This is a genomic window from Desulfopila aestuarii DSM 18488, from assembly GCF_900143695.1.
In the GTDB taxonomy this organism is placed as follows: domain Bacteria; phylum Desulfobacterota; class Desulfobulbia; order Desulfobulbales; family Desulfocapsaceae; genus Desulfopila; species Desulfopila aestuarii.
Window position 1 is genome coordinate 23,281 of sequence record NZ_FRFE01000004.1, and the last position, 23,431, is coordinate 46,711.

Consider the following 23,431-nt stretch of genomic DNA (forward strand, 5'->3'; position numbering starts at 1 on the left):
ATGCTTAACCTCTGGGATCGTGCTCTATATGAACGTATCTGTACATAATTACGACGAAAGTAAGATCAAGACGCTCAGCTCTCTTGAGCATATTCGCAAGCGTCCCGGCATGTATATCGGTAGGCTTGGGGATGGTTCCAATCAGGATGACGGCATCTACATCCTTCTAAAAGAGGTGGTTGACAACTCTGTTGATGAATTCATCATGGGTGCCGGCAAGCGCATCAATATCACCATCGAAGAAGATGGTTGGGTACGGGTCCGTGACTTTGGCCGTGGCATTCCATTAGGAAAGATTGTTGACTGTGTATCTACCATCAACACCGGTGCAAAATATAACACCGATGTTTTTCAGTTTTCGGTGGGTTTGAACGGAGTAGGTACAAAAGCTGTCAACGCCCTCTCATCCCACTTCAGGGTGACCGCTTTCCGCGAAGGCAGGTTCGCTTCTGCCGATTTTGCCCAGGGCGTTTTGCAAAGCAAAGATGAAGGTGAGACAACCGAAAAGAACGGAACCCTCATTGAGTTTCTGGCCGACCGGGAACTCTTCCCTGAATTTGTCTACGATCCGAAATATATAGAGAGGCGGATGTGGCGTTACGCCTATCTCAATGCCGGGTTGAAGCTTTACCTTAACAAATCATTATACTACTCCGCCAACGGCTTACTCGATCTTCTGGACAAGGAATTGGATGGTGAGAACATCTATGCGCCCATCTACTACAAGGACCCGACCCTTGAATTTGCATTCTCCCATCTCGATTCATATGGTGAAAATTACTATACCTTTGTCAATGGCACCTATACCAGTGAAGGCGGAACACATCTGTCCGCTTTTCGTGAGGGCATACTGAAGGGGATTAACGAATTCTCCAATAAGAAATTCATTAATACCGATGTTCGTGACGGCATTGTCGGCACGCTTGCCATCAAGATTAAAGAGCCGGTTTTCGAGTCGCAGACCAAGAACAAGCTTGGCAACACCGAGGTCCGCTCCTGGATTGTCAATAAGGTCAAAGATGCTGTTTCCAGTACGCTGTATAAAGATACAGCCATGGCTGAGAGGCTGATCGAGAAGATTCTACGCAACGAATCTGTCCGCAAAGAACTCCAGTCAGTTCGCAAGGAAGCACGGGCCAAGGCTCGTAAAGTGGCGTTTAAAATACCGCAGTTAAAAGACTGCAAGTATCATCCTTCAAAAGAAAAGCCTTCTAAAGAGGGTGAAGAAAATATGATATTTATCACGGAGGGGCAATCGGCAGCAGGCTCCATCGTCTCCTCGCGTGATCCTCTCACCCAGGCGGTTTTCTCTTTGAAGGGCAAGCCAATGAATGTGCTTGGGCAAAAACTGGCACTGCTCTATAAAAACGAAGAAATGTATTCCTTGATGCAGGCTTTGAATATCGAAGAATCGATTTCCGGTCTGCGGTTTGACAAAGTGATACTGGCCACCGATGCCGATGTTGACGGTCTCCATATCAGAAATCTTCTGCTCACCTTTTTCCTGCATTATTTCGAGCCATTGGTCAAGCTTGGCCATGTGTACATCCTTGAAACACCTATTTTCCGGGTACGTAACAAGCAGGAGACGATTTATTGCTATTCTGAGAAGGAGAAAGTGCTTGCCACCAAAAAACTCCAGGGGCGCGGGTCGCGACAGTTAGCCGTAGAGACGACTAGATTCAAGGGCCTGGGTGAGATTTCACCAAAAGAGTTCAAGCAGTTTATCGGGCCGGATATCCGTATTAAAAACGTCACCCTCGACTCCTTGAGCGAAGTGAGCAAGGTCCTGCAGTTTTATATGGGGAAGAACACACCTGAAAGAAAACAATATATTATGGAAAATCTGGTGCCTGTTGACCAGATTTAATGTTCTGAATTAACTTTTTGCAGCGATCTTCAAGTGCTGCTCTTTTTGGCACGTTTAAAGTATGGATTCTACACCTGGAAAGCTTCACAAACTGTTTGACCAGAATTTTCTTGAATATACTTCATACGTTATCAGGGAGCGGGCTATTCCGGCAGTTGAGGATGGTCTGAAGCCCGTGCAACGGCGCATCCTGCAAACCCTGTTCAATATGGAAGACGGGCGCTTCCACAAAGTTGCCAACGTCGTCGGGGAGACCATGAAGCTCCACCCCCATGGCGACGCCTCTATTTTTGCAGCCCTTGTCAATCTGGCTAACAAGGGCTACCTCATCGATCGTCAGGGAAACTTTGGCAATATCTATACCGGCGATCAGGCCTCTGCCGCTAGATATATCGAATGCCGCCTTTCACCTCTGGCAAAAGAAGTCCTATTTAACAAAGATCTTACCGAGTTTATCGATTCCTATGATGGCCGAATGATTGAGCCGGTAACATTGCCAGCCAAGATCCCCTTGCTATTACTCCAGGGCGCTGAAGGTATTGCTGTTGGCATGGCCACAAAAATCATGCCCCACAACTTCTGCGAACTCCTTGAAGCACAAAAGGCAATTCTGCGAAACGAGGATTTTCAATTATTTCCAGATTTTCCCCAGAAAGGGTATGTCGACGTCACCGGTTACGAAGATGGCAACGGCAAGATTCGCTGTCGTGCACGAATTGAAGAAAAAAACGATAAAACAATAATTATTCGCGACATTCCCTACACAACCACGACCCAATCATTGATTGAATCTGTGGAAAAAGCCGCAAAGGCTGGGAAAATCAAGATTCTCTCCATTAGTGATTACACAGCGGAAGAGGTGGAGATCGAGATTAAGCTCGCTCGCGGGATTCATGCTGGCGATACCATTAAGGCGCTTTACGCTTTCACCGATTGTGAAGTCCCTATCTCCCCGAATCTTACCCTGATAAAGGGGGATCACCCGGACACATTGTCGGTTTCGGAAGTCCTGCGTCAGAATACCACAAAACTTGTCGATGACCTGACCCGTGAGCTACAGATTGATCTGGGTCGCTTAAAAGATAGACTGCACGCGCGAATGCTTGAACAGATATTTATCGAAGAGCGACTCTACAAAAACATCGAAGAACAGGTGAGTTACAAAGCAGTTGTAGAATCTATTGAGGTTTCTCTTCAGCCGTTTTCTCAAGAATTGATTCGACCTGTTTCACTAGAGGACATTGAACGCCTTCTCGAAATAAAGATTAAGAGAATCTCTCGTTTCGATATAGAGCGTCAACAGAAAGAGATTCGGGAAATTCAGAAAGCAATCAAGGCAATTGAAAAATCTTTAAAAGATATGGTTGGATATACAATATCTTACCTGGACGGATTGCTCACGAAATATGGGCCAAACTTCCCTCGATTGACCGAGATAGCCGAGTTTTCGGAAGTGAGTGTAAGAAAGGTTGCACTTTCAAATCTGTCTGTAGGCTACAACCGTGAATCCGGATTCCTTGGACACCTTATCAAAGCCGAAGAAGAGCAGGGTGATCCACAGCCAATAAGCTGCTCGGAATACGATCGGTTATTCCTTCTCTATGATACTGGAATGTATAAGATTATTCCAGTTACAGAGAAACTGTTTGTTGGCCATAATCTGGAGTGGATCGGAAAGGTCAGTAAAGACCTGATTTTTAATATGATATATCGGGATGGCGATGAAAACATGACCTACATCAAGCGTTTCAAGATGCCATCCTTCATTTTAGATAAGGAATACCACCTCTTTCCGGAACACCCTCGCTCAAAGATTATGCTGTTGCTTTTTGGTAAAGAAAGGTATGCGCGGGCAAATTTAATGCCTTCCCCCCGGGCTAAGACCAATGTTGTGGATATTGACTTCGACGAGTTTCTTTTAAAAGGTGCTTCTGCCAAAGGAAAGCGACTATCAAATAGAACGGTGCGAAGAGTATACGAAACTACAGAGAAAATGCAGGCAGAAAAAAAACAGAACCTGGTACTACCAGGTCTTGTTGAAGAGAAAAAAGATCAGCCGCTAGAGAAAGATTACAGCGACGATCAGGAATCCGGACAGGAGGATCAGTAATAAAAAAAGCAGCCACCATGAGAGGTGACTGCTTTCTTGATCGCTTTGTGACAAGCGAATCGTGACGCTAGAACAAAAAATCAGACAATTTTGCCCTTCAGGGAGTGTTGCCCCGCATGGTAGATTTCTACATCGATGAAATCTCCTGGCTTAGCGACAACATGTTCGTGAAGGTGAACAATATGATTCGTGTCGGTTCGACCCTTTAGAGATTCCGGACCAACGTCCTCGACCATTATATCTTTCACTCTGCCTATATATTCACGATTTCGTTCGAGGCTTATCTCATCCTGCCGGGACTGAAACCGCATAAGCCGTGCGGTCTTTACCTCTTCAGTCACCTTATCGCTAAAATCACTTGCTCGCGTCCCAGGCCTGTCTGAATACTTGAATGAAAAGGATCCATGATACCGCACTTTGTCCAGTAGATCCATGGTTCCCTGGAAATCTTCTTCGGTTTCACCTGGAAATCCCACTATAATATCGGTACTCAATGCTATTTCAGGACAATATTCACGTAACCTGTCAACAAGATCAAGATATTGGGCAACCGAGTATTTCCGGTTCATGCGTTTGAGAACTGCATCCGAACCAGCCTGGACAGGGAGGTGAAATTGTGGACAAAGCGAAGGGATGTCGCGAAACGATCGCATTAATTCATCAGAGAGATCCTTCGGATTGGAGGTTGTGAAACGTAGCCGGGCAAGCCCTTCTGTCTCGGCAACCTTGTGCAGTAAATCAGCAAAAGAACAGGGGAGACCATTCTCAGTAACTATGTTAGTCTTACCATACGAGTTGACGTTCTGGCCCAACAAAGTGATTTCTTTCACGCCGGATTCAACAAGAACCTTAACCTCTTCTATGATGTCATTGACTTTACGTGATATTTCACGTCCACGAGTATAGGGCACAACGCAGTAGGCGCAATAGTTGTTGCAACCCTGCATAATAGTGACAAACTTACGAAACACTGCTGATTTCGATAATTTGACATCGTCCCCAGCCTGAAGCCGTTCACTTATTTTCTCGTTCCTTGCCGGCATAAGGCGCGGAATGTCATAATTTTCCTGCATTGCCACTGCCACGTAGCCTGGCCGTGTTCGAGCGAGATCGAGCAACTCGCCTATATTATATATATTCTGGGTTCCAACAACTAAATCGACATGGGGCATTCGTTCAAGAAGGTGTTCACCTTCCTGTTGAGCAACGCAACCGGCGACACAAATCTGCATATCGGGTTTTGCAAGCTTCACCTTTCTCAGCATACCAAGCAGACTCATAACCTTTTGTTCAGCTTTGGCCCTGATGGAGCAAGTGTTTAAAATAACGAGATCCGCAGATTCAAGGTCCATGCCCTCAACATAACCATGCATGGAGAGTGATTGTGACATGATTTCCGAATCCCGCTCATTCATCTGGCATCCGAAAGTTTTTACAAAAAAGGTTCTCTGAGTCATAACTTCGTAGGGTAGGGGTGACGCATTAAGCGTGCTGATTGCTACTGCTCAATTTTCCAGCAATAGAAGCAAGCAAGAGAAGGAGATCGCACCGCGAAGAAGAAAGATAGCGAAGGCGCACTAAACCTCGCGCCATATCGAAACTGGACAATATCGCCATATTATCATATCCCTCCAGGATAAATTTCAAAAAATGAAATTTATCCGGAGAAATTCGCAAGAAGAGTTCCTCGTGTCGAATCATATGATTAAACGGAAAGTGAGGCGTCGAAGTTCCCAATTGAGGAAGCGTTCGCCTCTAAAATAGGAAAGACAATTTCCTGTAAAAATTCAGCAGTCTGGGCAGCGGCACGGCCAGTAAACTGCTGATAATCACTGGTCATCTCCTGCAGCTCATCGAGACTAAAGGGAATACGTTTATCTTCTGCCAGACGAACGAGTAAATCATTCTCCAAACCTTCCTCCTTCACCACTTTGCCGGCAGCGACTGAATGTTCCTTAACAACCTCGTGCATTTCCTGTCGACTCTCTCCGCGCTCAACTGCGGCCATGAGAATCTTCTCGGTGGACATAAATGGTAGCTCCGCACGCAAGTGACGCTCAGTTTGTTTCGGATATACAACCATATCCGAAGTAATATTGACAAATAACTTGAGTATTGCATCTGTCAGCAAAAATGCCTGCGGAATGTCCATTCTTCGGATTGCAGAGTCATCCAGGGTTCTCTCAAACCACTGATTGGCATAGGTCGCGGCAAAATCCTGAGGGAGGCCCATGAGTTTACGAGCCAGGCCGGTCATACGCTCCGAGCGCATGGGGTTCCTCTTGTACGCCATTGCTGAGGAACCTGTCTGATTTTTAGCGAAAGGCTCTTCCTGCATCTTTAAATTTGAAAGTAGTCGCAAGTCGACGGCAAACTTATGAGCAGTCGCACCTATACCAGCCAACGCTTCGGCGAGTTTCATGTCAAGCTTCCGGCTATACGTTTGACCTGTAACTGGAATAGTACCGGAAAATCCGAGCTTTCTTGCAACAAGTTCATCTAATTGTCGAACTCTTGCACCATCCCCCTTAAACAACTCGAGAAAGGTCGCCTGAGTACCAACCGTGCCCTTAGCACCACGGGCCTTTATGTTGGAAAGAAACATTTCAACATAATCAAGATCTGTTAGCAAATCCTGGATATAAAGAGTGTTTCGTTTGCCAACAGTGGTCGGTTGGGCAGGTTGGTAATGCGTAAAACCAAGCGTCGGCAAATCTTTAAAATGATCACAGAAGCGTGCAAGATTCTGAATGACCTGGAGGAGGGCGCTCCGAACCAACTCCATCGCTTGTTTCTGAACGAGAAGATCGGTGTTACAGACAACAAATTGAGACGTTGCACCAAGATGTATGATTCCGGCAGCTTTGGGACACTTGGAGCCGAACTCAAAGACATGAGCCATTACGTCATGGCGAATCTCTTTTTCTTTTTGGGCAGCGACATCATAATCGATATTTTCGACATTCGCCTTGAGTTCAGCAACCATCTCTGCGGTGACTATGTCACTCAGGCCAAGCTCATATTGGGCTTCGGCCAGTGCAACCCAGCATTTTCGCCAAGTGGTAAACTTGGTCTTTTCAGAAAAAAGCTGCTGCATCTCCTTGCTTGTATATCTGCTTACAAGCGGTTCCTGATAAATTTCTCTATTCATTAACACACCAGACATTCAAGGGGAACAAATGCGAAAAAACAGGCATTTGAATTATTTTGTTCATGCAGGATAAAACGTAGAGGAGCAGGCAGAACAGGCCAGCTACCGTTGAGAATCTCGCAATATACCACTTCTGAGGAAAAAATAAAGTCAACAGGCGCATTTCCGGCGTGGAGCTGTGTGGATCGAAGGATCGCCTTCAAAAATATAATACATCACACACAATGTCGCATAATATATATTATGTATATAATGATACAAGAATGTAATATCAATTGCATGCGCGACAATTCCCTCTCTTTATTTCAGAATGCATGTCAAAAGGCAATCGTGGCCCGGAAAGAATTTCATGTCGCTTTCTCAGGGCGGAATTCTGTTTTATTGCAGCCCTGCCTTGAGATTATTCAATCCTCAGAGGGATGTTTTATGAGTGACTACTCAACAGAAAGAAAGGAGGATGAGATATTGTAATGCTCTTGTAACCTGCTCTTAGATATCAGTAACCCGTAACTGCCATTCGACAACACCTCTAAATCGGTTCATCATGGGCGTAAAAGAAATTTTTCTAACTGGATTTTGCAGGATATCGTTTCGCATTTTACCAAGGCCAAAAGCTACACCTCGATAGTTTTCATATTTGCCCCGCAATGTTAGTTGCAGATGTCTGCCACTGTCACCAATAGCTCTGCAAGATACAACAGATGCTAACGAGTCAACGAAAACAGGCTGCTCGTTCTCTGGACCAAAAGGCTCCAGGCGCTGCAAGTATTCCAATGCATTTTTGTCCATGACCTCATCCATGCTGCATTCAATGACATTAGAATCTAAGTACTGAGAATGCTTAGTATTGAGTATCTGCAGCTCCACCGCCCTGTCAAACCCAGAGAGAAAATCGCCAAGAGCGCCCTCTTCGACCGTCAGGCCGGCTGCCATTGCGTGTCCGCCATATTTAAGAATAGTCGTCGAGCAGCTATGAAGACAATCGAGGAGATTTACGCCAGGGATAGAACGCCCTGAGCCTTTTAACAGAGTGGTTGTGTTACCGCTGTCTGATCTGGCAAAAACAATAGCGGGCTTGCCGTACATTTCCACAAGACGTGATGCAACGATACCTATTATTCCAACGTGGAATTTGCCAGTAACGACTATTGAATAACTTTTACTATCAGTTCTCTTACTGATTTCAGTTAATGCTGTTTCGAGGTTTTGTTCGCAAATTTTTTTCCTCTGCTCATTGAAACTCTCGAGTTGTTTTGACAATTTTGCTCCGACGATGTTGTTGTCACTGGTCATAAGCTGTACGGCGACATCGGCTTTGCCAAGTCGACCTGCGGCATTAATTCGCGGCCCAAGCAGAAAACTAATATCTTCTGTGGCGATTGATTGCCCTTGTAAGCCTGCGCTCTCAACAAGTGCTCGCAATCCAGGTATTCCGGAATTCGGCAAAGATTCCATGCCGGCTCGTACAAGAATTCTGTTAACCGCTGTTATTTCGACGAGGTCGGCAATTGTTCCCAGGGCGACAAAACCGAGATAATCTTTCATGTTCGGTTTTGTTCCATTTTTGAAATAGCCGTCTTTCTCAAGAGCAGAACGGATTGCGGCGGCAAAATAAAAAGCCACACCAACACCAGCCAATTTTTGATCCTTGAACCCGCAGCCTTCCTGGTTTGGGTTAAGGGTTATACAGCCGGGAAGCTCGCCAATAGGCAATTGATGGTGATCGGTGACGATGGCCTTCCCTCCTATCGCTAAAATGTCACAAATCTCCTGGAAATTCGAAATTCCGCAGTCCACAGTAATGAGTAAAAACTGTTTATCCGGAAAGAGTCTTGAGCGTATTTCGTTAAATGTATGCGAGTTAAGTCCGTAACCATCTGTCAATCTGTTGGGAATATGCCAGTGCGGTTCAATGCCTAACTCTCTAAAAAAGTTGACCAACAATGCTGTTCCCGTCGTGCCGTCAACATCGTAATCGCCCCAGACAATTATTTCGCTCTCGCGCCCTGTTTCCTCCAGGAACAGCTCAACAGCCTCCTTCATACCTTTCATCAACATGGGGCTGGGTAGCCGTTCAAGCCGCGGGAATAGGAAATGATCGATTTCCTGATCATCATGAAGATTGAGCACTGAAAGGATTTTCCTGATAATGGACGGGACTTGCGTTGTCATTGTTAATGCACTACATTAGATAATGTTTTTAACCAATTGAATATATTGGAAGATTCAATTGATATTTAACCAGTCATCAATTCTCTTGTTTATTGATTCGGTATCCGCAACCTCAAACCACTCTATCCCCCGTATGCCTCTAAACCACGTGTATTGGCGCTTGGCATAGCGCCGGGTATCACGTTGCAACAATTCAAGCATTTCGTCGTAAGAACATACTTTGTCAAGATATTGCAACATGTGTCTGTAGCCAATCGCATTCATCGGGTGCAGATCCCGGCCATATCCAAGGTTCAATAGGTTCTCCACCTCAGCCTCTAAGCCCTCTTCGAGCATAAGCCGTGATCGGTGGTTGATACGCTCATAAAGACGCTCGCGATTGCAGGTTAGTGCTATTTGAAGAGCATCGAAAGCGCCCCTCCCCTCCTCCTCTTTCTGACGACGGAGGTGGGTTGACCACGGTATACCACTGCAAGTGAATATCTCCAGCCCCCTGATAATCCGCATTGAATCGTTGGGGTGAATCCTGCTTGCTGATTCCGGGTCGCAGTCCGCCAATTCTTCATGTAACTTCGAGCTTCCTTCACTTTCGACTCTTTCCTGCAACTCTTTTCTTACTTCTTTATTTTCAGGAAGTACTGTGAAAAGACCTTCCGTTAATGCTTTCAGGTAAAGGCCTGTCCCGCCTGTCAACAGGGGCAATTTACCCTTCTCGCCAATGATGCGGATTGCCCTCGTTGCATCGCTGACGAAACGGGCTGCATCATATTCCTCATCCGGATTGACGATATCTATGAGGTGATGGGGAATTCCCTGCATCTCTTCTGGGCGAATCTTGGCTGTTCCGATATCCATGTGACGGTAGACCTGCATAGAATCAACACTGACAATTTCGCAGTTGAAATCACGTGCAAGCTGCAGGGAAAGCGCTGTCTTGCCAATGGCCGTAGGCCCAACAAGGGCAACAATAGGTGTTATTATGTGTGGTTCTGCATCAGTCATGAACTACTCAAAAGAAAGAGAATGTTGCAATGCTTTGATTCGTTTCGCGCCAATCCCATTAATCATGGCAAATTCCTCAATGCTTGTGATCGGCCCATGTTGATCTCGAAATGTGATAATTTTATCGGCCAACCCTTCACCGATACCAGGCAGAGTCATTAATAATGATTTACCGGCCCTGCTCACCGGCACGGGAGCGAAGAAGAATGGCGAGGCGACAGCGCCTGCCGCACCTGAAAGGTCCGGTCTGTCAAGTTCATAAGTATTGCTCTTGATGGCCAGGGAAAGCGTAGCATCCTGAGAAATCAGGTCCGGAACGGGCGAAGCATGTTGTGGAAAAGTGCGCATCGCGGTGAAAGTTAAGATAATCCCGGCAAAAATGAGTGCAACCAGCATGCGGTCGTCTCTACCATGTAACCCCTTAGTATTCATACTATTTTCAGAACGTTGGCGTTAATTGTCAGCATTTGCAGGATTTCTTAAAAAGAATGCTTACTCGAAAAGGTTGGTGGTAGTAGCCTTGCAATGTTATCTCCTATATCATCTTTTGCAATGTCCTTTTGGCAAAGTTGTGTGAGCTTTATTGGAATATGCAGTTTTTCCTTGTCCCCTAAATCTTCAGCAGGTATAAACTTCGTTCTCACTTCTTTAGAAACAACCTCTTTCATCTCTGAACAATGACTTCCTCCGACAGTTTCAATATCGTTCTCGTTGAGCCGGAAATTCCACCAAACACCGGGTCCATCGCCAGGCTTTGCGGGGCAACCGACACCATTTTACATCTCGTACATCCTTTGGGATTTTCTACTGATGACAAACACTTAAAACGTGCTGGCCTTGATTACTGGCAGCATGTCCACATCGTCCACTGGGACAGCCTCGACGACTTTCTCTCGGCACAGGATGAAACACGACTCTACTTCTTTACCACCAAGACAGATCGACCTTTTTCCGATGCCGTCTACCGTCCAGGGGATTATCTGATTTTCGGTAAAGAAACAAAAGGCTTGCCGGAGGAGATTCGGACGTTATATTCTGACAGATGCTATACGCTTCCCATGAAAAATCCACATATCAGAAGCCTCAACCTCGCAATGACAGCTGGTATTGTATTGTACGAGGCTCTCAAGCAGAACAGTTACACAGTATAAATACGGGGCAGTGCCGATTTTAACACAATTGCTTACCAGAGGAGATACAACCCATGCCAGAAAGAGTCTATAACTTTAGTCCGGGTCCGGCTACCCTTCCCTACGAAGTTCTGCAGCAGGCAGCCAAGGATATTGTCAATTTCCAGGATTCTGGAATTGGCCTGATTGAGATCAGTCACCGCTCCAAGCAGTTTATGGCGGTTATCGAAGAAGCAGAGCAACTGCTGCGCGAGCTGATGGATATTCCCGCCAACTACAAAGTACTTTTTCTGCAGGGCGGTGCATCTAGCCAGTTTTTCATGATACCTATGAATCTCCTTGGTGACGGGAAAAAAGCTACATACCTTAACACTGGTGTTTGGTCCAAGAAAGCTATCAAGGAAGCCAACCAATTCGGCCAGATCGAAATTGCCTACTCCAGCGAGGAGGCAAAGTTCAATCGTGTTCCTGCCCCTGGAGAGTACGTGGTTGCAGATGATTCGGAGTATCTTTATTTCGTTTCCAACAATACGATCTACGGTACCCAGTTTCCGGAAATGCCCAAGTCAGAGAAGATGCTTATTGCCGATATGTCATCAGATATTCTCTCCAGGAAACTTGATGTCTCCAAATTCGGCCTGATCTTTGCCGGCGCCCAGAAAAACCTCGGCCCAGCCGGTGTTACCCTGGTGATTATCCGTGAAGATCTGCTGGAGCGGACCCCAAAAAACGTTCCGACCATGCTGTCGTACAAAACCCATGCGGACAACGGTTCGATGTTCAACACCCCACCCACTTTCTCTATATATATTGTGGCTCAGGTGCTGAAATGGCTGAAGGCTCAGGGTGGCGTTGATGGAATGGAAAAGATCAACAGGGAAAAAGCTGAGATGCTCTATAACGCCATCGATTCTACCGATTACTATCGTGGTCATGCTGAGCCTGGTTCCCGCTCGATGATGAATGTCTCCTTTAATCTGCCTACGGCTGATCTTGAAAAGAAATTTATCGCTGAAGCCGCCGCGGTCGGACTCGACGGGCTCAAGGGCCATCGTTCCATCGGTGGTTGCCGTGCGTCCATATACAATGCATTCCCGCGAGAAGGTGTTGTGAAACTGGTTGAGTTTATGAAGGAGTTTCAGGCGAAGAACCCTGCCTGAAAATAGCAACTGCAATTCATGGATTATGTAGGTCAAATCATCCGACCGCCCAGCGAGGCGAACTCTATCATCCTCCAGGTGACGGTCGGATGCTCCCATAACAAATGCACATTCTGCGGTGCCTACAAAGAAAAACGCTTTTCGATTAAAGAATTTAGCACTATCGCAGCTGATCTCGATTTTGCTGCACGCTATTGCCAGAGGCAGCATAAACTGTTTCTGGCAGATGGTGATGCACTGATTATTCCGTACCCTCGGCTTCTGACAATTTTCCAGGAGATTCGTGAGAAGCTTCCATGGGTGCGTCGAATTTCGTTATATGCCAGTGCCCGTTCTATTCGCAGCAAAAGCGTTGAGCAATTACAACAACTGAAAGCGCTTGGCCTGGATCGTGTCTATCTTGGTTTAGAGAGTGGTTGTGATAATGTGTTAAAGGATGTTACCAAGGGGGAAAGCACTGCAAACATGATTGCAGCCGCCAAAATTGTCAATTCAGCCGGCCTTTTCCTGTCGATAACTGTTCTTCTTGGTCTTGCCGGTCTTAGCGGTTCTCGCGAGCATGCAGTTAAAAGTGCAGAAGCTCTCAACCTGATGCAACCACGACAGATAGCTGCGCTTACGTATATGCCGCTTGCCAATACCAGCCTTGGAAAGCAATTCCTGGCTGGTGATTTCGTGCTGCCCGGGCCCGAAGATATTCTGGTTGAGTTGCAAACCCTTGTTGAACACATCGAGACAGCGGCACAGTTTCATGCCAATCACGCTTCAAATTACTTGCCTATTACTGGCCGCCTGCCTCGCGACAGACATAAGATTATTGCAGCAATAGAGCAGGCGCAAAGCGATACCCGGCAACTTGTGCCAGAGAGTTTACGACGATTATGACAGCCACAAAGACAGACCTGAAAAACTTCGATCAGGAACAATTGGTAAAATATGTGCAAAGCCTTGGCCAGCCGGGGTTTCGCGGCAAGCAGATAATGTCCTGGCTTTATCGGCCTGGTGTGACAGATTTCGCCGAGATGACTGATCTCGCCAAAGATTTTCGCAAGATACTCTCAGAGCATGCCTATATCTCAAATTTTACCGATCCAATTGTTGAGTTATCATCTGATGGTTGCGTGAAGTTTGGTTTTCGACTAGAGGATGGCCATATCATCGAGTCTGTACTTATTCCCGAGCCGGATCGTAATACCCTTTGCATCTCCTCCCAGGTGGGCTGTGCCATGCACTGCTCGTTCTGCCTCACCGGTACCATGGGTTTTCTGCGCAACCTCACACCCTCTGAGATCGTCAATCAGGTTTGCGCAGTGCGCGATTATCTGCTTGCAATGCCGGATGATACGCGCATTGGCCCCGATCGGGTCACGAATCTCGTCTTCATGGGCATGGGTGAACCTTTGAATAATCTGAAAAATGTTCTCACCTCACTCTCCATTCTAACCGAACCGAAAGGTCTCGACCTGACCACTAGAAGGATTACCGTCTCAACCTGTGGTATTGTGCCAAAGATGCGAGAATTCGGTGAGAAAACATCTGTTAATCTCGCCATATCGCTTCATGCCGTCAATGACAAAACTCGCGATGCATTGATGCCGGTCAATGAGCGCTACTCAATTGATGAGCTGTTGCAGGCTTGTCGGGATTACCCCATGCCAAAGAGAAAGCGCATCATGTTTGAGTACATTCTCCTGGCTGGGGTTAACGATTCCGATGCCGATGCTCGGATCCTTGCAAAAAAACTCCGTGGAATTCCATGTAAGATCAATCTGCTTCCCTACAACGAATGCCCGGAGTTGCCATTTAAGAATCCTGGCCGTGAGAGGCTGCTCGCTTTTCAGAAAATCTTAATGAATGCCCATTATTCGGTATTCATTAGAAATAGTCGAGGAACTGATATCTCAGCCGCTTGCGGCCAACTCGCAGGTAAAGAGCAGGAGAGCAAAGAGGAGCCCCCGTGCCCAAACTCCAACAGCTGAAGTCGTTGCGGTTCATGGCGGAGACAGCGTTATCCCGACAGGGTATCCGTCATTACAAGCGACCGGAGATTTCCCCGGTCGCAACCTTTAAAAACTATCCTGCTGCGCCGAGAGTGGTGTTGCCACGAAACTGGACACTCAAAGAAGCTCGCCTTTCCCCCTTGCTGCAAAATCGCCGTTCCCGGCGCAGCTTCAGCACAGAGCCCCTCTCTCTGAAATCTCTTGCTTATATGCTCTGGGCCGGACAGGGTATAACAGCTTCTGCCGGTAATCATCGTCTTAGAACTTCGCCTTCTGCTGGTGCGCTATACCCAATCGAGACCTACATCTCTGCCCGGGAAATCGATGAACTTCCCGCAGGAATCTATCATTTCAATGTCGCCGAATTTGAACTCGAGTTGCTCGTTCCAGGCAGTCATGCCGATGAACTGGCTCTTGCCTGTCTCAACCAGCAGTTTCTTGCCCAGGCCGCTGCAGTCTTTATCTGGACGTCGGTCTATCGTCGTAATGCCTGTAAATATGGTGATCGAGGATTGCGATATGTTTTTACGGATGTGGGCCATATCTGTCAGAACGTGCTTCTGGCCGCAGAGGCTACCGGCAGTAATGGTTGCCCGGTAGCTGCTTTTTTCGATGACGAGCTTAATCAGCTTATCGGGGTGGACGGCAAGGAAGAGAGCGCTATATACCTCGCTGGAGTTGGAGCTAGGCCTGAAAACAAGGAAGACTGAATAGGCAGAACCCTCCTGGAAAACATTAATCGACTTCTCCCTCTACCTCTCAATAAGGAAGGCGGTGCAGCATGTGAGTTGAGATGTTATTTCAACTGACTATCTTTGCTTCCTCGTCGATTGTAACCCGAGAAGGCTTGATGCTGTTTTTCCATCTCTGACTGGCATTTTATGCATAATCTGATACCAGGTATCGCTTTTCGGCGGGCGACGGGAATTGGCTCTTCACAGTTCTCGCAATTCGTCAAGCTTTCGCCTTTCGGTAATTGGCTTCTGGCTCTTTTTACAGCATCTTCAACACTCGCGTCTATCTGATCCTGTACGGCTCCATCCCGGCTCCATCCGCCCGCCATTCCGCAGTCCTCCTCTCTTTGGGAATTGTTTTTTCCCTAAACGCTAATGCATTTGTAGAAATATCAAATTCAGGCAGCCGATCAGAAAACCTAACAACGCCCCAAACAGGTTAATATATTTAAATTGTTCTTCCATGATAGAGAGCAGCAGCCTCTCTAACCGTAGCAAATCAAGGGAATTAATCTTGTCTGCAACGATGCTCTTTATATCCAGAGAGGCCACCAGTCCTGGGACCTCTATTGCCAGCATGTTCGAGGTCAGTTTCTGAATGGAAATATAAATCTCTTTACGGACATCGCTAGGGAGCAGATTAGAAAGCTTGCCGACCGGTTTGGCAAGCAGTGTATCAGCGAGAGTGTCGATCATGTTACCTATTGTCTTCAACGTTTCCGGGGCCCGCAAAAGACTAACGCTTTCAATTCTGATCCAGTTTCGTGCTGAATCAACTCCCTCCGGACCAAGAAGATCTGTAAGTGCCGTGCCGATCCTGATTTCGCCATTCTCCAGATGAATCTCAATATTTTCCCTGATCATTGTTAACAATGCGCTCTGAACTTCTGAGCCTTGGAGAATGAGGGTGAGCTGCCTGGCGAAGTGGCTGCAGAAATCATCGACCGTTTCGACGTCTTCAACATTAATAATGGCAACAAGTGGTGTTGAGGCAAAATTGGCAAACCTTTCGGCGAGAATAGCACCAACCTTGAGCTGTAGATCTTCAGAGGAAAGCCAATTACTGATATCCTCTTCCTTTTCATCAAGGTATTCGCGAATTTTCTGATCAACGACCTCCATGCTGATGAAGTTTTGAACCATGGGTGCCATCGGTCCCAGTGAAACAATGAAATTTTCCACCCCACCGCAAGCACCCCGAACAATTGAATCACGAACCTCAGGTTCTTGCAGGATTGCAGCGAGCTTTTTCAATAGGTTCGGCGTTTGCTTTCGAATGGACTCTTCAATAAAAACCATAAGAGATTTAGGAAGCAGCTGACCGAGACTCTTTTCCTGCTGTAACGCTTCGTACACTTGCTGGCGGATAAAGCCGTTCAGCCAGTCAGCCATGGTGTTGCTGGCAAACATCTTTTTCATAGATGTTTCGATAAAGCAGTATGTTGCCTCACGCCCGTTGACACCGAACACCTCTTCAACTTTTCTATCAAGCAGATGTTCAACTCTGCCGTCAATTGCATCCTGAACTTTTTCCGCAAAAGCAGGAGAAAGGATAAATTTATTAATGTTATCTCTTAACTGTTGTTTCAGGGATTTGATGCCGAGATCACGATATATGGAAAATTTGTCGGGAATCAACTCCGGCAGCGGCGGCAGGTCGGCGTGCAGGATGGCCCCTACCCTCTCCGCGATAACATTGAGCAAATGTTGCTGAAATTTTTCTTCCTGCAGCGCCTTGCCGATCTCGATACTTGTGAGCAAGTGATCGCCAACCACTTCTCCCATATTGTCGGCAAGTCGCTCTCGTTGCGAAGGAATAACCCCGGGGGTCATAGGAACGCGACAACCAAAGACATACCATGGCTTCAACGGTCGAAACAGCATGCGGATGGCAATCTTGTTGGTGAGATAGCCAATAAACGCCCCAACAAGCGGTGGTGTGGCGTAGGTAAGATACGGGATATAATCAACCGGCGGAAATGACATGATCTACAATCTCCATGGGGTGGTCTACTATCAGATCTGCATTGTTTTCTCGAAGCTCATCAAAGGTCCGAAACCCCCAGAGAACCCCAATTGTAAACATGCCGGCACTCTTTCCGGTCTGCATATCCACTGCTGTGTCTCCGACGTAAACACAGTCAGCTGGTTGAACGTCGAGTTTTGCAGCAATCTCAAACGCGCCGGCAGGATCGGGTTTCTTTTTCACGTTTTCTCGCTGGCCAAACACCAGATCAAAGCGTTGTCCTGGAAAAAAACGATCAACGCAAACGGTAGTGAACTGGTGCGGTTTATTGGAAAGAATTGCCAATCGAACACCTTTTTCCCTTAATCGTTTGAGCATATTTTCGATGCCAGGGTACAGGGTTGTCCGCCTATGCCAGCATTCACCATAGATCCGATTGAAAATCGTACAGCATTGATCGATCTTCTCTGGCGTGCAGGTTGAAGGCGCGATTCTCTCCATCAATACACGCATCCCGTCGCCAACAAAATATTTGTATTTATCAACAGGATGCTGAGGAAAGCCGCATTCGGCAAGCACAGCATTCCCGGCATAGGCCAAATCTTCAAGAGTGTCGAGCAGGGTTCCGTCGAGATCAAAAATGACTGTTTTTTTATGCATGGCTCAACCTCTCGGATTGTCGGAAAACGGTAGTGAGCGCGCAGGGTTGCGTGTGGTGAGAGTAACAAGATTATCCATATTTAAACCATTGAACATATTAGTAAATAAAAAAATATCTTTCTTTTTTTTTTGATTCATATAAATATGGTTTTTGAGTAAACCATAGATGATCGCCTCGCACATAGCTGCATCGGATACGATGCCACGATGTAACCGTTTGATTTTACACGGTACGTTTTCCGATTGCGTTATTTTTTTGAAAAGTTCGGTAGCAGGCCTCGTTATTGGTTGTCGTGTGCTTTGTATACGTCCCCTGTCATTCAGATGCGGAAACAAGCGAGCTACACGGTAGCAAATAATGAGATTTTCACGCTTCACCATTTCAACCTTTACCCAAAAGGTGCGCGCATGTGGTTCATCAACTTTCTCAAATCGTCCATCGGTAAGAAGTACATCATGGCGACAAGCGGCTTACTGCTTGTTCTTTTTCTTTGCACCCATGTTTTCGGCAATGGGGCAATCTACATCAGTAGTAAAGCATTTCAGGGCTATGCTGACGCCTTGCATAGCCTGCCAATGCTTGTTTTCATCTTTTCCATCTCGCTCTTGGTCATTATTCTTGCCCATGTCTGTATCGGCCTGATCCTTTTCTGGCAAAACCGGGAAGTCAGTAAGTCCCGCTATGCCGTCGAGGTCGATATTGTCCAGGAAAAAAACAGCATTGCGGCGAAGACCATGCCTTACTCAGGCCTGTTTATCCTGCTTTTTCTTTTGGTTCACATCTCAGGATTCACATTCGGCCCGGAAGATGTCCCGGTTTCAGAACATGTGAAAGAGCTGTTCAGTGGATTCTTCTACGGTGTTTTTTACCTGGCAGGCTTTGCAGCTCTGGCCCTTCATCTCAGCCATGGTTTCTGGTCCATGCTGCAGACCTTCGGCGTAAACCACCCGCGGTTCAATTGTCTTATCGGAACACTTACCTATATTGTTCCGCTGTTCTTCCTTATCGCATTTGCGGGCATTCCGCTCTATTTCATGACCGGCCTGGGTGCTAATTATTAAGTCCGGTCCGATTCTGATGGCGAAGCAAACTTACCAAAAATTTCTGCCCGCAGATGTTTACCCTCTGTCGCAGAGCCACGTCAAGGTTTTCTACCATGGAACTCAACTCCCGCATACCCTCAGGCCCCCTTGCAGATAAATGGGACAACCATAAGTTCGCCAACAAGCTTGTCAATCCGGCTAACCGCCGGAAATTCTCTGTAATTGTGGTGGGCACCGGACTTGCTGGTGCCTCGTGCTCGGCAACCCTTGCTGAACAAGGCTACAAGGTTAAGACGTTCTGTATTCAGGACAGTCCGCGCCGGGCCCACTCCATTGCCGCCCAGGGCGGTATCAACGCCGCAAAGAATTATCAGAATGACGGCGATTCGATCCATCGACTTTTTTACGACACCATCAAGGGTGGCGATTTCCGTGCCAGAGAGGCTAACGTCTATCGTCTGGCCCAGGTGGCCAACAACATTATCGATCAGTGCGTTGCCCAGGGAGTGCCATTTGCTCGAGAATATGGCGGAACCCTGGCAAACCGGTCTTTCGGCGGTGCACAGGTATCGCGTACTTTCTACGCGCGCGGCCAGACCGGACAGCAATTGCTACTTGGTGCCTATGGCGCCCTTTCCCGGCAGATCCATAGTGGCGGAGTAACCATGTATACCCGCAGGGAGATGATGGACCTGGTTGTTGTCGATGGCAAGGCCCGCGGCATCACGGTCAGAAATATCATTACCGGACAGATTGAAAGTCATTCAGCGGATGCTGTTATTCTTGCTACCGGTGGTTACGGCAACGTCTATTTCCTTTCCACCAACGCCATGGCCTCCAACGTGACGGCAGCATGGCGGGCGCATAAGAAAGGTGCTGGCTTTGCCAACCCCTGTTTTGTCCAGATCCACCCCACCTGTATACCTGTTCATGGCGATTACCAGTCAAAACTCACATTGATGAGTGAAAGCCTGCGAAACGACGGCCGGGTCTGGGTACCAAAAAAAGTTGGAGATACTCGCCCTCCCGCCCAGATCCCCGAGTCGGAACGCGATTATTATCTGGAAAATAAATATCCGAGTTTCGGCAATCTTGTACCGCGCGACGTTGCCTCGCGTAACGCCAAAGAGCAATGCGATGCCAACAAGGGGGTTGGCTCCACCGGTCTCGCCGTTTACCTTGACTTTGCCGACGCGATAAAACGGGACGGTGAGCAGACAATTTTCAAGAAATACGGCAATCTTTTCCAGATGTATGAAAAGATTACCGACAGTAATCCAATGCAGGAACCAATGATGATCTACCCAGCGGTCCATTATACCATGGGTGGACTATGGGTTGACTACAACCTGATGACCACCATTCCGGGTCTCTTTGCCATTGGAGAGTGCAACTTCTCTGATCATGGCGCAAATCGGCTGGGGGCAAGCGCCTTGATGCAGGGTCTCGCTGATGGATATTTTGTCATCTCGCCAGCTATCGCCAACTATTTTGGCACCACCAGTATTGAAAAAATCTGTGAAGATCATGTTGAATTTGCGGGCTCACGTGAGAGCGTCAATAATCGACTGCAAAAGATTATGCGTAATAGTGGTCGTGGTCCAAACGGGGCTGTGACTGTTGACGAAGTTCACAAGGAGCTCGGCAAACTCATGTGGGACCATTGTGGCATGGCGCGCAACAAGGAAGGCCTCGAAGCTGCCCTCTACAAGCTTCCTGAGATTCGCCAAAAATTCTGGGATAAGGTCTATATCCCCGGTTCCGGCTCTGAATTGAACCAGTCGCTTGAGCGTGCTGGCCGCGTCGCCGATTTCCTCGAGTTCGGCGACATCATGATTCGGGACGCCCTGGAGCGTGGGGAATCATGCGGCTGCCATCTTCGCGAGGAGAGCCAGACTGAAGAGAATGAAGCAAAACGTGACGATGCCAACTATAGCCACGTCTCTGTGTGGGAGCACAAAGGCGTCGACCAGTTGCCGCAAATGCACAAGGAGGAATTGGTCTTCGAGAACGTCACACCGAGCCAGAGGAGCTATAAATAAGCTGCTGACACAAATACTTCGGTCACGTTTTTCAAGCTTCAACCAGAACCCAATACAGGTAGAGATACAATATGAGCACCATAGACCTTACCCTGCAAATCTGGCGTCAGAAGAATTCTGATTCTCTTGGCAATTTCGAAACGTACACCTTAAACGGTATCAGTACCGACATGTCCTTTCTTGAGATGCTTGATGTGTTGAATGAACAGCTGACGAAAGAGGGCAAAGAACCGGTTGCCTTCGATCACGACTGTCGTGAAGGCATCTGTGGGCAATGTGGTTCAGTCGTCAATGGCGTGGCCCATGGCCCGGAAAAGGAAGTAACCCTTTGTCAACTGCATATGCGGAATTTCAAGACCGGGGATAAGCTGGTAATCGAGCCGTTTCGCTCAAGAGCTTTTCCCATAAAACGAGACCTGCTTGTTGATCGTTCGGCCTTTGACAGGATTATCCAGTCAGGCGGCTATGTTTCGGTCAATACCGGCGGTGTTCCCGACGGGAACACGATCCCCATTCCGTCTCAGGTTGCTGAGTTGGCAATGGACGCAGCGGCATGTATTGGCTGCGGTGCCTGTGTTGCCAGTTGTCCAAACGGAGCCGCTATGCTCTTTACCAGTGCCAAGGTGAGCCAGTTGGCGCTCTTGCCCCAAGGTGACTCCGAGCGAAAAAAACGCGCACTTGCCATGGTGGAAACTATGGACAAGGAAGGCTTTGGCAACTGTACCAATCATAAAGCGTGTGAGGCGGTATGCCCTAAAGCGATCTCAATCCGCAATATCGCCCGGCTGAACAGGGAATATGCCAAGGCCATCTTTACTGAAGGATAGCACGCAGGCAGAGAATTGAGTATATTAGGGCCTGCGCGCTATCCAGCGCTCGACAGGCCCTTTTTTATTATGAAGCTTTCTTGTCGTTTCGGAAGGTTTTACTTTGGCAGTAATTCTTAGAAACATATTTATATGCATTATACCGTTGTCATAGCCGGAGCCGGTCCCGCCGGCCTTGCCTGTGCCAAAATTCTCGCGGAGAACCGTTTCGACGTCCTTGTTCTTGAGCGAAAGCCTGTGGTCGGGCCGAAGGTTTGTGCGGGCGGCATTACCTGGTCTGGGCTCATCAACAGGATTCCTGGTCAACTAGAAGAGAAGCGATTTCTCAGCCAACAGATCCATACCCGGTTGCAAAACGCCAAGATCACAGAACAGGAGCCGATAGTTGCGACGGTCAACCGGCAAAAACTTGGCCAGCATATGGCCAGACGAGCTCTTCACTCCGGGGCAAAAATCAAAACCTCTTGTCAGATTCAAACCATCAATCAGAACTCTCTCGTCTGCCTTGATCGACAGTCACATGCGAAGAGTACGATAACTTTTGACTATCTGGTGGGTGCTGACGGTTCCAGCTCTCTGGTTCGTCGTTTTCTTGGACTCGATATTGAGAAAATGGGGATCGGAATTAACTATCAGATTCACCGCCATCTTCATCAGATGGAGTGGCACCTGAGCAGAAAGTATTTTGGCAGTGGTTACGGTTGGATCTTTCCACATTCAGAAACCGCCTCAATAGGGGCATACGCCGATCGAAGGTCGCTGTCCGCTCAGCAGTTGAAAAGTGGCCTTCTCGCCTGGGCAGCGACACGAGGTTTCGACCTGTCGAGATACAAGGCAAGCGCCGAATATATCAACTATGACTATCGCGGCTGGAAGTTTAACAATATCTTTTTAGCGGGTGATGCGGCCGGGTTCGCCTCAGGGCTTACCGGGGAAGGCATCTATCCAGCCATTGTTTCCGGCGAGTATATAGCAAGACATATCGCAGAGCTCCCAGACAACATGAAAAATTTTAAGCGACTGATCAGGATGCAGAAACTGCATTCACGACTGGCAACCCTGGCTTTTAGAAGCGGTGTGTTCTCAGAACTTATCGCCGAGTCTGTAACTTTTGGCCTGCGCACCGGTCTGGTAAATTTCCGCAAACTGGAAATGGCGCATTGATTTTCACAACCAAGGATTTCTGGTTCACCGTCGAAGCGCCAACCTCTGGAGATCATGAAAGAGCGAAATAAGAAGAAAATACTGCTACTCAACTGCGCCTTCATTCTGACAGCTGGCGGAATCCTGCTTTTTTTACTGAACGCCCCGGAGGAGACTACCGCCCATCTGCCTAAAGACGAGATTCACGCTAAATTTCATGAGATAGCAAGCAAGAAAGAAGCAGAAAAAAACTGCACTGATTGCCATAATGAAAACGGCGTTGCACCGCTCCCTGACGGACACCCCCCCAAATATCGTTGTCTCTTTTGTCACAAGAGAGACTGAACTATTTCCGGTACACCGCTAACAATTCAAACGGTTCACTGCGAGTCACCATAAATCTAACCAGCTTGGCGATTC

Annotated in this window: 22 protein-coding genes; 12 read left to right on the top strand and 10 right to left on the bottom strand. The window is 47.4% G+C overall.

What is annotated here, in order from left to right; translation table 11 throughout:
- The first annotated feature begins 28 nt into the window (after positions 1-28).
- On the top strand, positions 29-1,870 hold the full coding sequence (locus tag BUF15_RS05175; protein ID WP_073612400.1) for a DNA topoisomerase IV subunit B: 1,842 nt from the start codon (positions 29-31) through the stop codon (positions 1,868-1,870).
- A gap of 61 nt (positions 1,871-1,931) precedes the next feature.
- The gene (locus BUF15_RS05180) at positions 1,932-3,980 is read left to right on the top strand and encodes a DNA topoisomerase IV subunit A (protein ID WP_073612401.1); all 2,049 of its coding nucleotides are present in this window, start codon (positions 1,932-1,934) and stop codon (positions 3,978-3,980) included.
- Positions 3,981-4,060: 80 nt separating this feature from the next.
- On the opposite strand, the gene miaB is transcribed toward BUF15_RS05180, so the two are convergent.
- The 7 genes from miaB to BUF15_RS05215 all read right to left on the bottom strand — a co-directional run bounded on the left by miaB (position 4,061) and on the right by BUF15_RS05215 (position 10,973).
- The gene (miaB, locus tag BUF15_RS05185; RefSeq protein WP_073612402.1) at positions 4,061-5,437 is read right to left on the bottom strand and encodes a tRNA (N6-isopentenyl adenosine(37)-C2)-methylthiotransferase MiaB; all 1,377 of its coding nucleotides are present in this window, start codon (positions 5,435-5,437) and stop codon (positions 4,061-4,063) included.
- A 25-nt stretch (positions 5,438-5,462) separates the two neighbouring features.
- Positions 5,463-5,681: a DUF4911 domain-containing protein gene (locus BUF15_RS28295; RefSeq protein ID WP_084553519.1), complete on the bottom strand. Its 219-nt coding sequence runs from the start codon at positions 5,679-5,681 to the stop codon at positions 5,463-5,465.
- A 4-nt stretch (positions 5,682-5,685) separates the two neighbouring features.
- Positions 5,686-7,131: an adenylosuccinate lyase gene (purB, locus tag BUF15_RS05195; RefSeq protein ID WP_073612404.1), complete on the bottom strand. Its 1,446-nt coding sequence runs from the start codon at positions 7,129-7,131 to the stop codon at positions 5,686-5,688.
- A 489-nt stretch (positions 7,132-7,620) separates the two neighbouring features.
- Positions 7,621-9,303: a single-stranded-DNA-specific exonuclease RecJ gene (gene recJ, locus BUF15_RS05200; protein WP_073612405.1), complete on the bottom strand. Its 1,683-nt coding sequence runs from the start codon at positions 9,301-9,303 to the stop codon at positions 7,621-7,623.
- Positions 9,304-9,357: 54 nt separating this feature from the next.
- Positions 9,358-10,305 (bottom strand): tRNA (adenosine(37)-N6)-dimethylallyltransferase MiaA, encoded by a 948-nt coding sequence (gene miaA, locus BUF15_RS05205; protein ID WP_073612406.1) that lies wholly within the window; start codon positions 10,303-10,305, stop codon positions 9,358-9,360.
- A gap of 3 nt (positions 10,306-10,308) precedes the next feature.
- On the bottom strand, positions 10,309-10,701 hold the full coding sequence (locus BUF15_RS05210; protein WP_073612407.1) for a ComEA family DNA-binding protein: 393 nt from the start codon (positions 10,699-10,701) through the stop codon (positions 10,309-10,311).
- 83 nt (positions 10,702-10,784) lie between these two features.
- Positions 10,785-10,973 carry a hypothetical protein gene (locus BUF15_RS05215; RefSeq protein WP_073612408.1) on the bottom strand — a complete coding sequence of 63 codons (189 nt, stop codon included), beginning with the start codon at positions 10,971-10,973 and terminating at the stop codon, positions 10,785-10,787.
- Positions 10,974-10,982: 9 nt separating this feature from the next.
- On the opposite strand from BUF15_RS05215, the gene BUF15_RS05220 reads away from it, so the two are divergent.
- Genes BUF15_RS05220 through BUF15_RS05240 form a run of 5 tightly spaced genes read left to right on the top strand, consistent with a single transcriptional unit; the run spans position 10,983 to position 15,305 of the window.
- Positions 10,983-11,456, top strand: coding sequence for a tRNA (cytidine(34)-2'-O)-methyltransferase (locus BUF15_RS05220; RefSeq protein ID WP_073612409.1), 474 nt, complete (start codon positions 10,983-10,985; stop codon positions 11,454-11,456).
- A 53-nt stretch (positions 11,457-11,509) separates the two neighbouring features.
- On the top strand, positions 11,510-12,595 hold the full coding sequence (gene serC / locus BUF15_RS05225; protein ID WP_073612410.1) for a 3-phosphoserine/phosphohydroxythreonine transaminase: 1,086 nt from the start codon (positions 11,510-11,512) through the stop codon (positions 12,593-12,595).
- Positions 12,596-12,613: 18 nt separating this feature from the next.
- Complete coding sequence (locus BUF15_RS05230) at positions 12,614-13,480, top strand: radical SAM protein (protein WP_073612411.1); 867 nt, start codon at positions 12,614-12,616, stop codon at positions 13,478-13,480.
- Positions 13,477-14,574, top strand: a complete 1,098-nt coding sequence (gene rlmN / locus BUF15_RS05235) for a dual-specificity RNA methyltransferase RlmN (protein WP_073612412.1) — start codon at positions 13,477-13,479, stop codon at positions 14,572-14,574. Before BUF15_RS05230 ends, rlmN begins: the two co-directional genes overlap by 4 nt.
- Positions 14,553-15,305, top strand: coding sequence for a SagB/ThcOx family dehydrogenase (locus BUF15_RS05240; protein WP_143170640.1), 753 nt, complete (start codon positions 14,553-14,555; stop codon positions 15,303-15,305). The genes rlmN and BUF15_RS05240 overlap by 22 nt, the downstream gene beginning before the upstream one ends.
- Before the next feature lie 86 nt (positions 15,306-15,391).
- Here BUF15_RS05240 and BUF15_RS28300 read toward each other — a convergent pair whose 3' ends face one another.
- Genes BUF15_RS28300 through BUF15_RS05255 form a run of 3 tightly spaced genes read right to left on the bottom strand, consistent with a single transcriptional unit; the run spans position 15,392 to position 17,955 of the window.
- Positions 15,392-15,658 (bottom strand): DksA/TraR family C4-type zinc finger protein, encoded by a 267-nt coding sequence (locus BUF15_RS28300; protein ID WP_073612413.1) that lies wholly within the window; start codon positions 15,656-15,658, stop codon positions 15,392-15,394.
- Positions 15,659-15,701: 43 nt separating this feature from the next.
- Positions 15,702-17,315: a DUF445 family protein gene (locus BUF15_RS05250; protein WP_073612414.1), complete on the bottom strand. Its 1,614-nt coding sequence runs from the start codon at positions 17,313-17,315 to the stop codon at positions 15,702-15,704.
- Positions 17,296-17,955, bottom strand: coding sequence for an HAD family hydrolase (locus BUF15_RS05255; RefSeq protein ID WP_073612415.1), 660 nt, complete (start codon positions 17,953-17,955; stop codon positions 17,296-17,298). Before BUF15_RS05255 ends, BUF15_RS05250 begins: the two co-directional genes overlap by 20 nt.
- 408 nt (positions 17,956-18,363) lie before the next feature.
- Here BUF15_RS05255 and BUF15_RS05265 point away from each other — a divergent pair, with 408 nt between their 5' ends.
- The 5 genes from BUF15_RS05265 to BUF15_RS05285 all read left to right on the top strand — a co-directional run bounded on the left by BUF15_RS05265 (position 18,364) and on the right by BUF15_RS05285 (position 23,356).
- On the top strand, positions 18,364-19,017 hold the full coding sequence (locus BUF15_RS05265; protein ID WP_073612417.1) for a succinate dehydrogenase cytochrome b subunit: 654 nt from the start codon (positions 18,364-18,366) through the stop codon (positions 19,015-19,017).
- 95 nt (positions 19,018-19,112) lie between these two features.
- A complete protein-coding gene (locus BUF15_RS05270) occupies positions 19,113-21,041 on the top strand; it encodes a fumarate reductase/succinate dehydrogenase flavoprotein subunit (RefSeq protein WP_073612418.1) in 1,929 nt (642 codons plus the stop codon).
- 71 nt (positions 21,042-21,112) lie between these two features.
- The gene (locus tag BUF15_RS05275) at positions 21,113-21,868 is read left to right on the top strand and encodes a succinate dehydrogenase/fumarate reductase iron-sulfur subunit (RefSeq protein ID WP_073612419.1); all 756 of its coding nucleotides are present in this window, start codon (positions 21,113-21,115) and stop codon (positions 21,866-21,868) included.
- A gap of 132 nt (positions 21,869-22,000) precedes the next feature.
- On the top strand, positions 22,001-23,032 hold the full coding sequence (locus BUF15_RS05280; protein WP_073612420.1) for an NAD(P)/FAD-dependent oxidoreductase: 1,032 nt from the start codon (positions 22,001-22,003) through the stop codon (positions 23,030-23,032).
- A 54-nt stretch (positions 23,033-23,086) separates the two neighbouring features.
- The gene (locus BUF15_RS05285; RefSeq protein WP_073612421.1) at positions 23,087-23,356 is read left to right on the top strand and encodes a hypothetical protein; all 270 of its coding nucleotides are present in this window, start codon (positions 23,087-23,089) and stop codon (positions 23,354-23,356) included.
- Positions 23,357-23,431: the final 75 nt, after the last annotated feature.

Excerpts from the sequence above, each read along its gene's own strand:
- BUF15_RS05175 (WP_073612400.1), top strand. The coding sequence starts at position 29 with ATGAACGTATCTGTACATAATTACGACGAAAGTAAGATCAAGACGCTC.
- BUF15_RS05180 (WP_073612401.1), top strand. The coding sequence starts at position 1,932 with ATGGATTCTACACCTGGAAAGCTTCACAAACTGTTTGACCAGAATTTT.
- miaB (WP_073612402.1), bottom strand. The coding sequence starts at position 5,437 with ATGACTCAGAGAACCTTTTTTGTAAAAACTTTCGGATGCCAGATGAAT.
- BUF15_RS28295 (WP_084553519.1), bottom strand. The coding sequence starts at position 5,681 with ATGATTCGACACGAGGAACTCTTCTTGCGAATTTCTCCGGATAAATTT.
- purB (WP_073612404.1), bottom strand. The coding sequence starts at position 7,131 with ATGAATAGAGAAATTTATCAGGAACCGCTTGTAAGCAGATATACAAGC.
- recJ (WP_073612405.1), bottom strand. The coding sequence starts at position 9,303 with ATGACAACGCAAGTCCCGTCCATTATCAGGAAAATCCTTTCAGTGCTC.
- miaA (WP_073612406.1), bottom strand. The coding sequence starts at position 10,305 with ATGACTGATGCAGAACCACACATAATAACACCTATTGTTGCCCTTGTT.
- BUF15_RS05210 (WP_073612407.1), bottom strand. The coding sequence starts at position 10,701 with ATGCTGGTTGCACTCATTTTTGCCGGGATTATCTTAACTTTCACCGCG.
- BUF15_RS05215 (WP_073612408.1), bottom strand. The coding sequence starts at position 10,973 with ATGAAAGAGGTTGTTTCTAAAGAAGTGAGAACGAAGTTTATACCTGCT.
- BUF15_RS05220 (WP_073612409.1), top strand. The coding sequence starts at position 10,983 with ATGACTTCCTCCGACAGTTTCAATATCGTTCTCGTTGAGCCGGAAATT.
- serC (WP_073612410.1), top strand. The coding sequence starts at position 11,510 with ATGCCAGAAAGAGTCTATAACTTTAGTCCGGGTCCGGCTACCCTTCCC.
- BUF15_RS05230 (WP_073612411.1), top strand. The coding sequence starts at position 12,614 with ATGGATTATGTAGGTCAAATCATCCGACCGCCCAGCGAGGCGAACTCT.
- rlmN (WP_073612412.1), top strand. The coding sequence starts at position 13,477 with ATGACAGCCACAAAGACAGACCTGAAAAACTTCGATCAGGAACAATTG.
- BUF15_RS28300 (WP_073612413.1), bottom strand. The coding sequence starts at position 15,658 with ATGGCGGGCGGATGGAGCCGGGATGGAGCCGTACAGGATCAGATAGAC.
- BUF15_RS05250 (WP_073612414.1), bottom strand. The coding sequence starts at position 17,315 with ATGTCATTTCCGCCGGTTGATTATATCCCGTATCTTACCTACGCCACA.
- BUF15_RS05255 (WP_073612415.1), bottom strand. The coding sequence starts at position 17,955 with ATGCATAAAAAAACAGTCATTTTTGATCTCGACGGAACCCTGCTCGAC.
- BUF15_RS05265 (WP_073612417.1), top strand. The coding sequence starts at position 18,364 with ATGTGGTTCATCAACTTTCTCAAATCGTCCATCGGTAAGAAGTACATC.
- BUF15_RS05270 (WP_073612418.1), top strand. The coding sequence starts at position 19,113 with ATGGAACTCAACTCCCGCATACCCTCAGGCCCCCTTGCAGATAAATGG.
- BUF15_RS05275 (WP_073612419.1), top strand. The coding sequence starts at position 21,113 with ATGAGCACCATAGACCTTACCCTGCAAATCTGGCGTCAGAAGAATTCT.
- BUF15_RS05280 (WP_073612420.1), top strand. The coding sequence starts at position 22,001 with ATGCATTATACCGTTGTCATAGCCGGAGCCGGTCCCGCCGGCCTTGCC.
- BUF15_RS05285 (WP_073612421.1), top strand. The coding sequence starts at position 23,087 with ATGAAAGAGCGAAATAAGAAGAAAATACTGCTACTCAACTGCGCCTTC.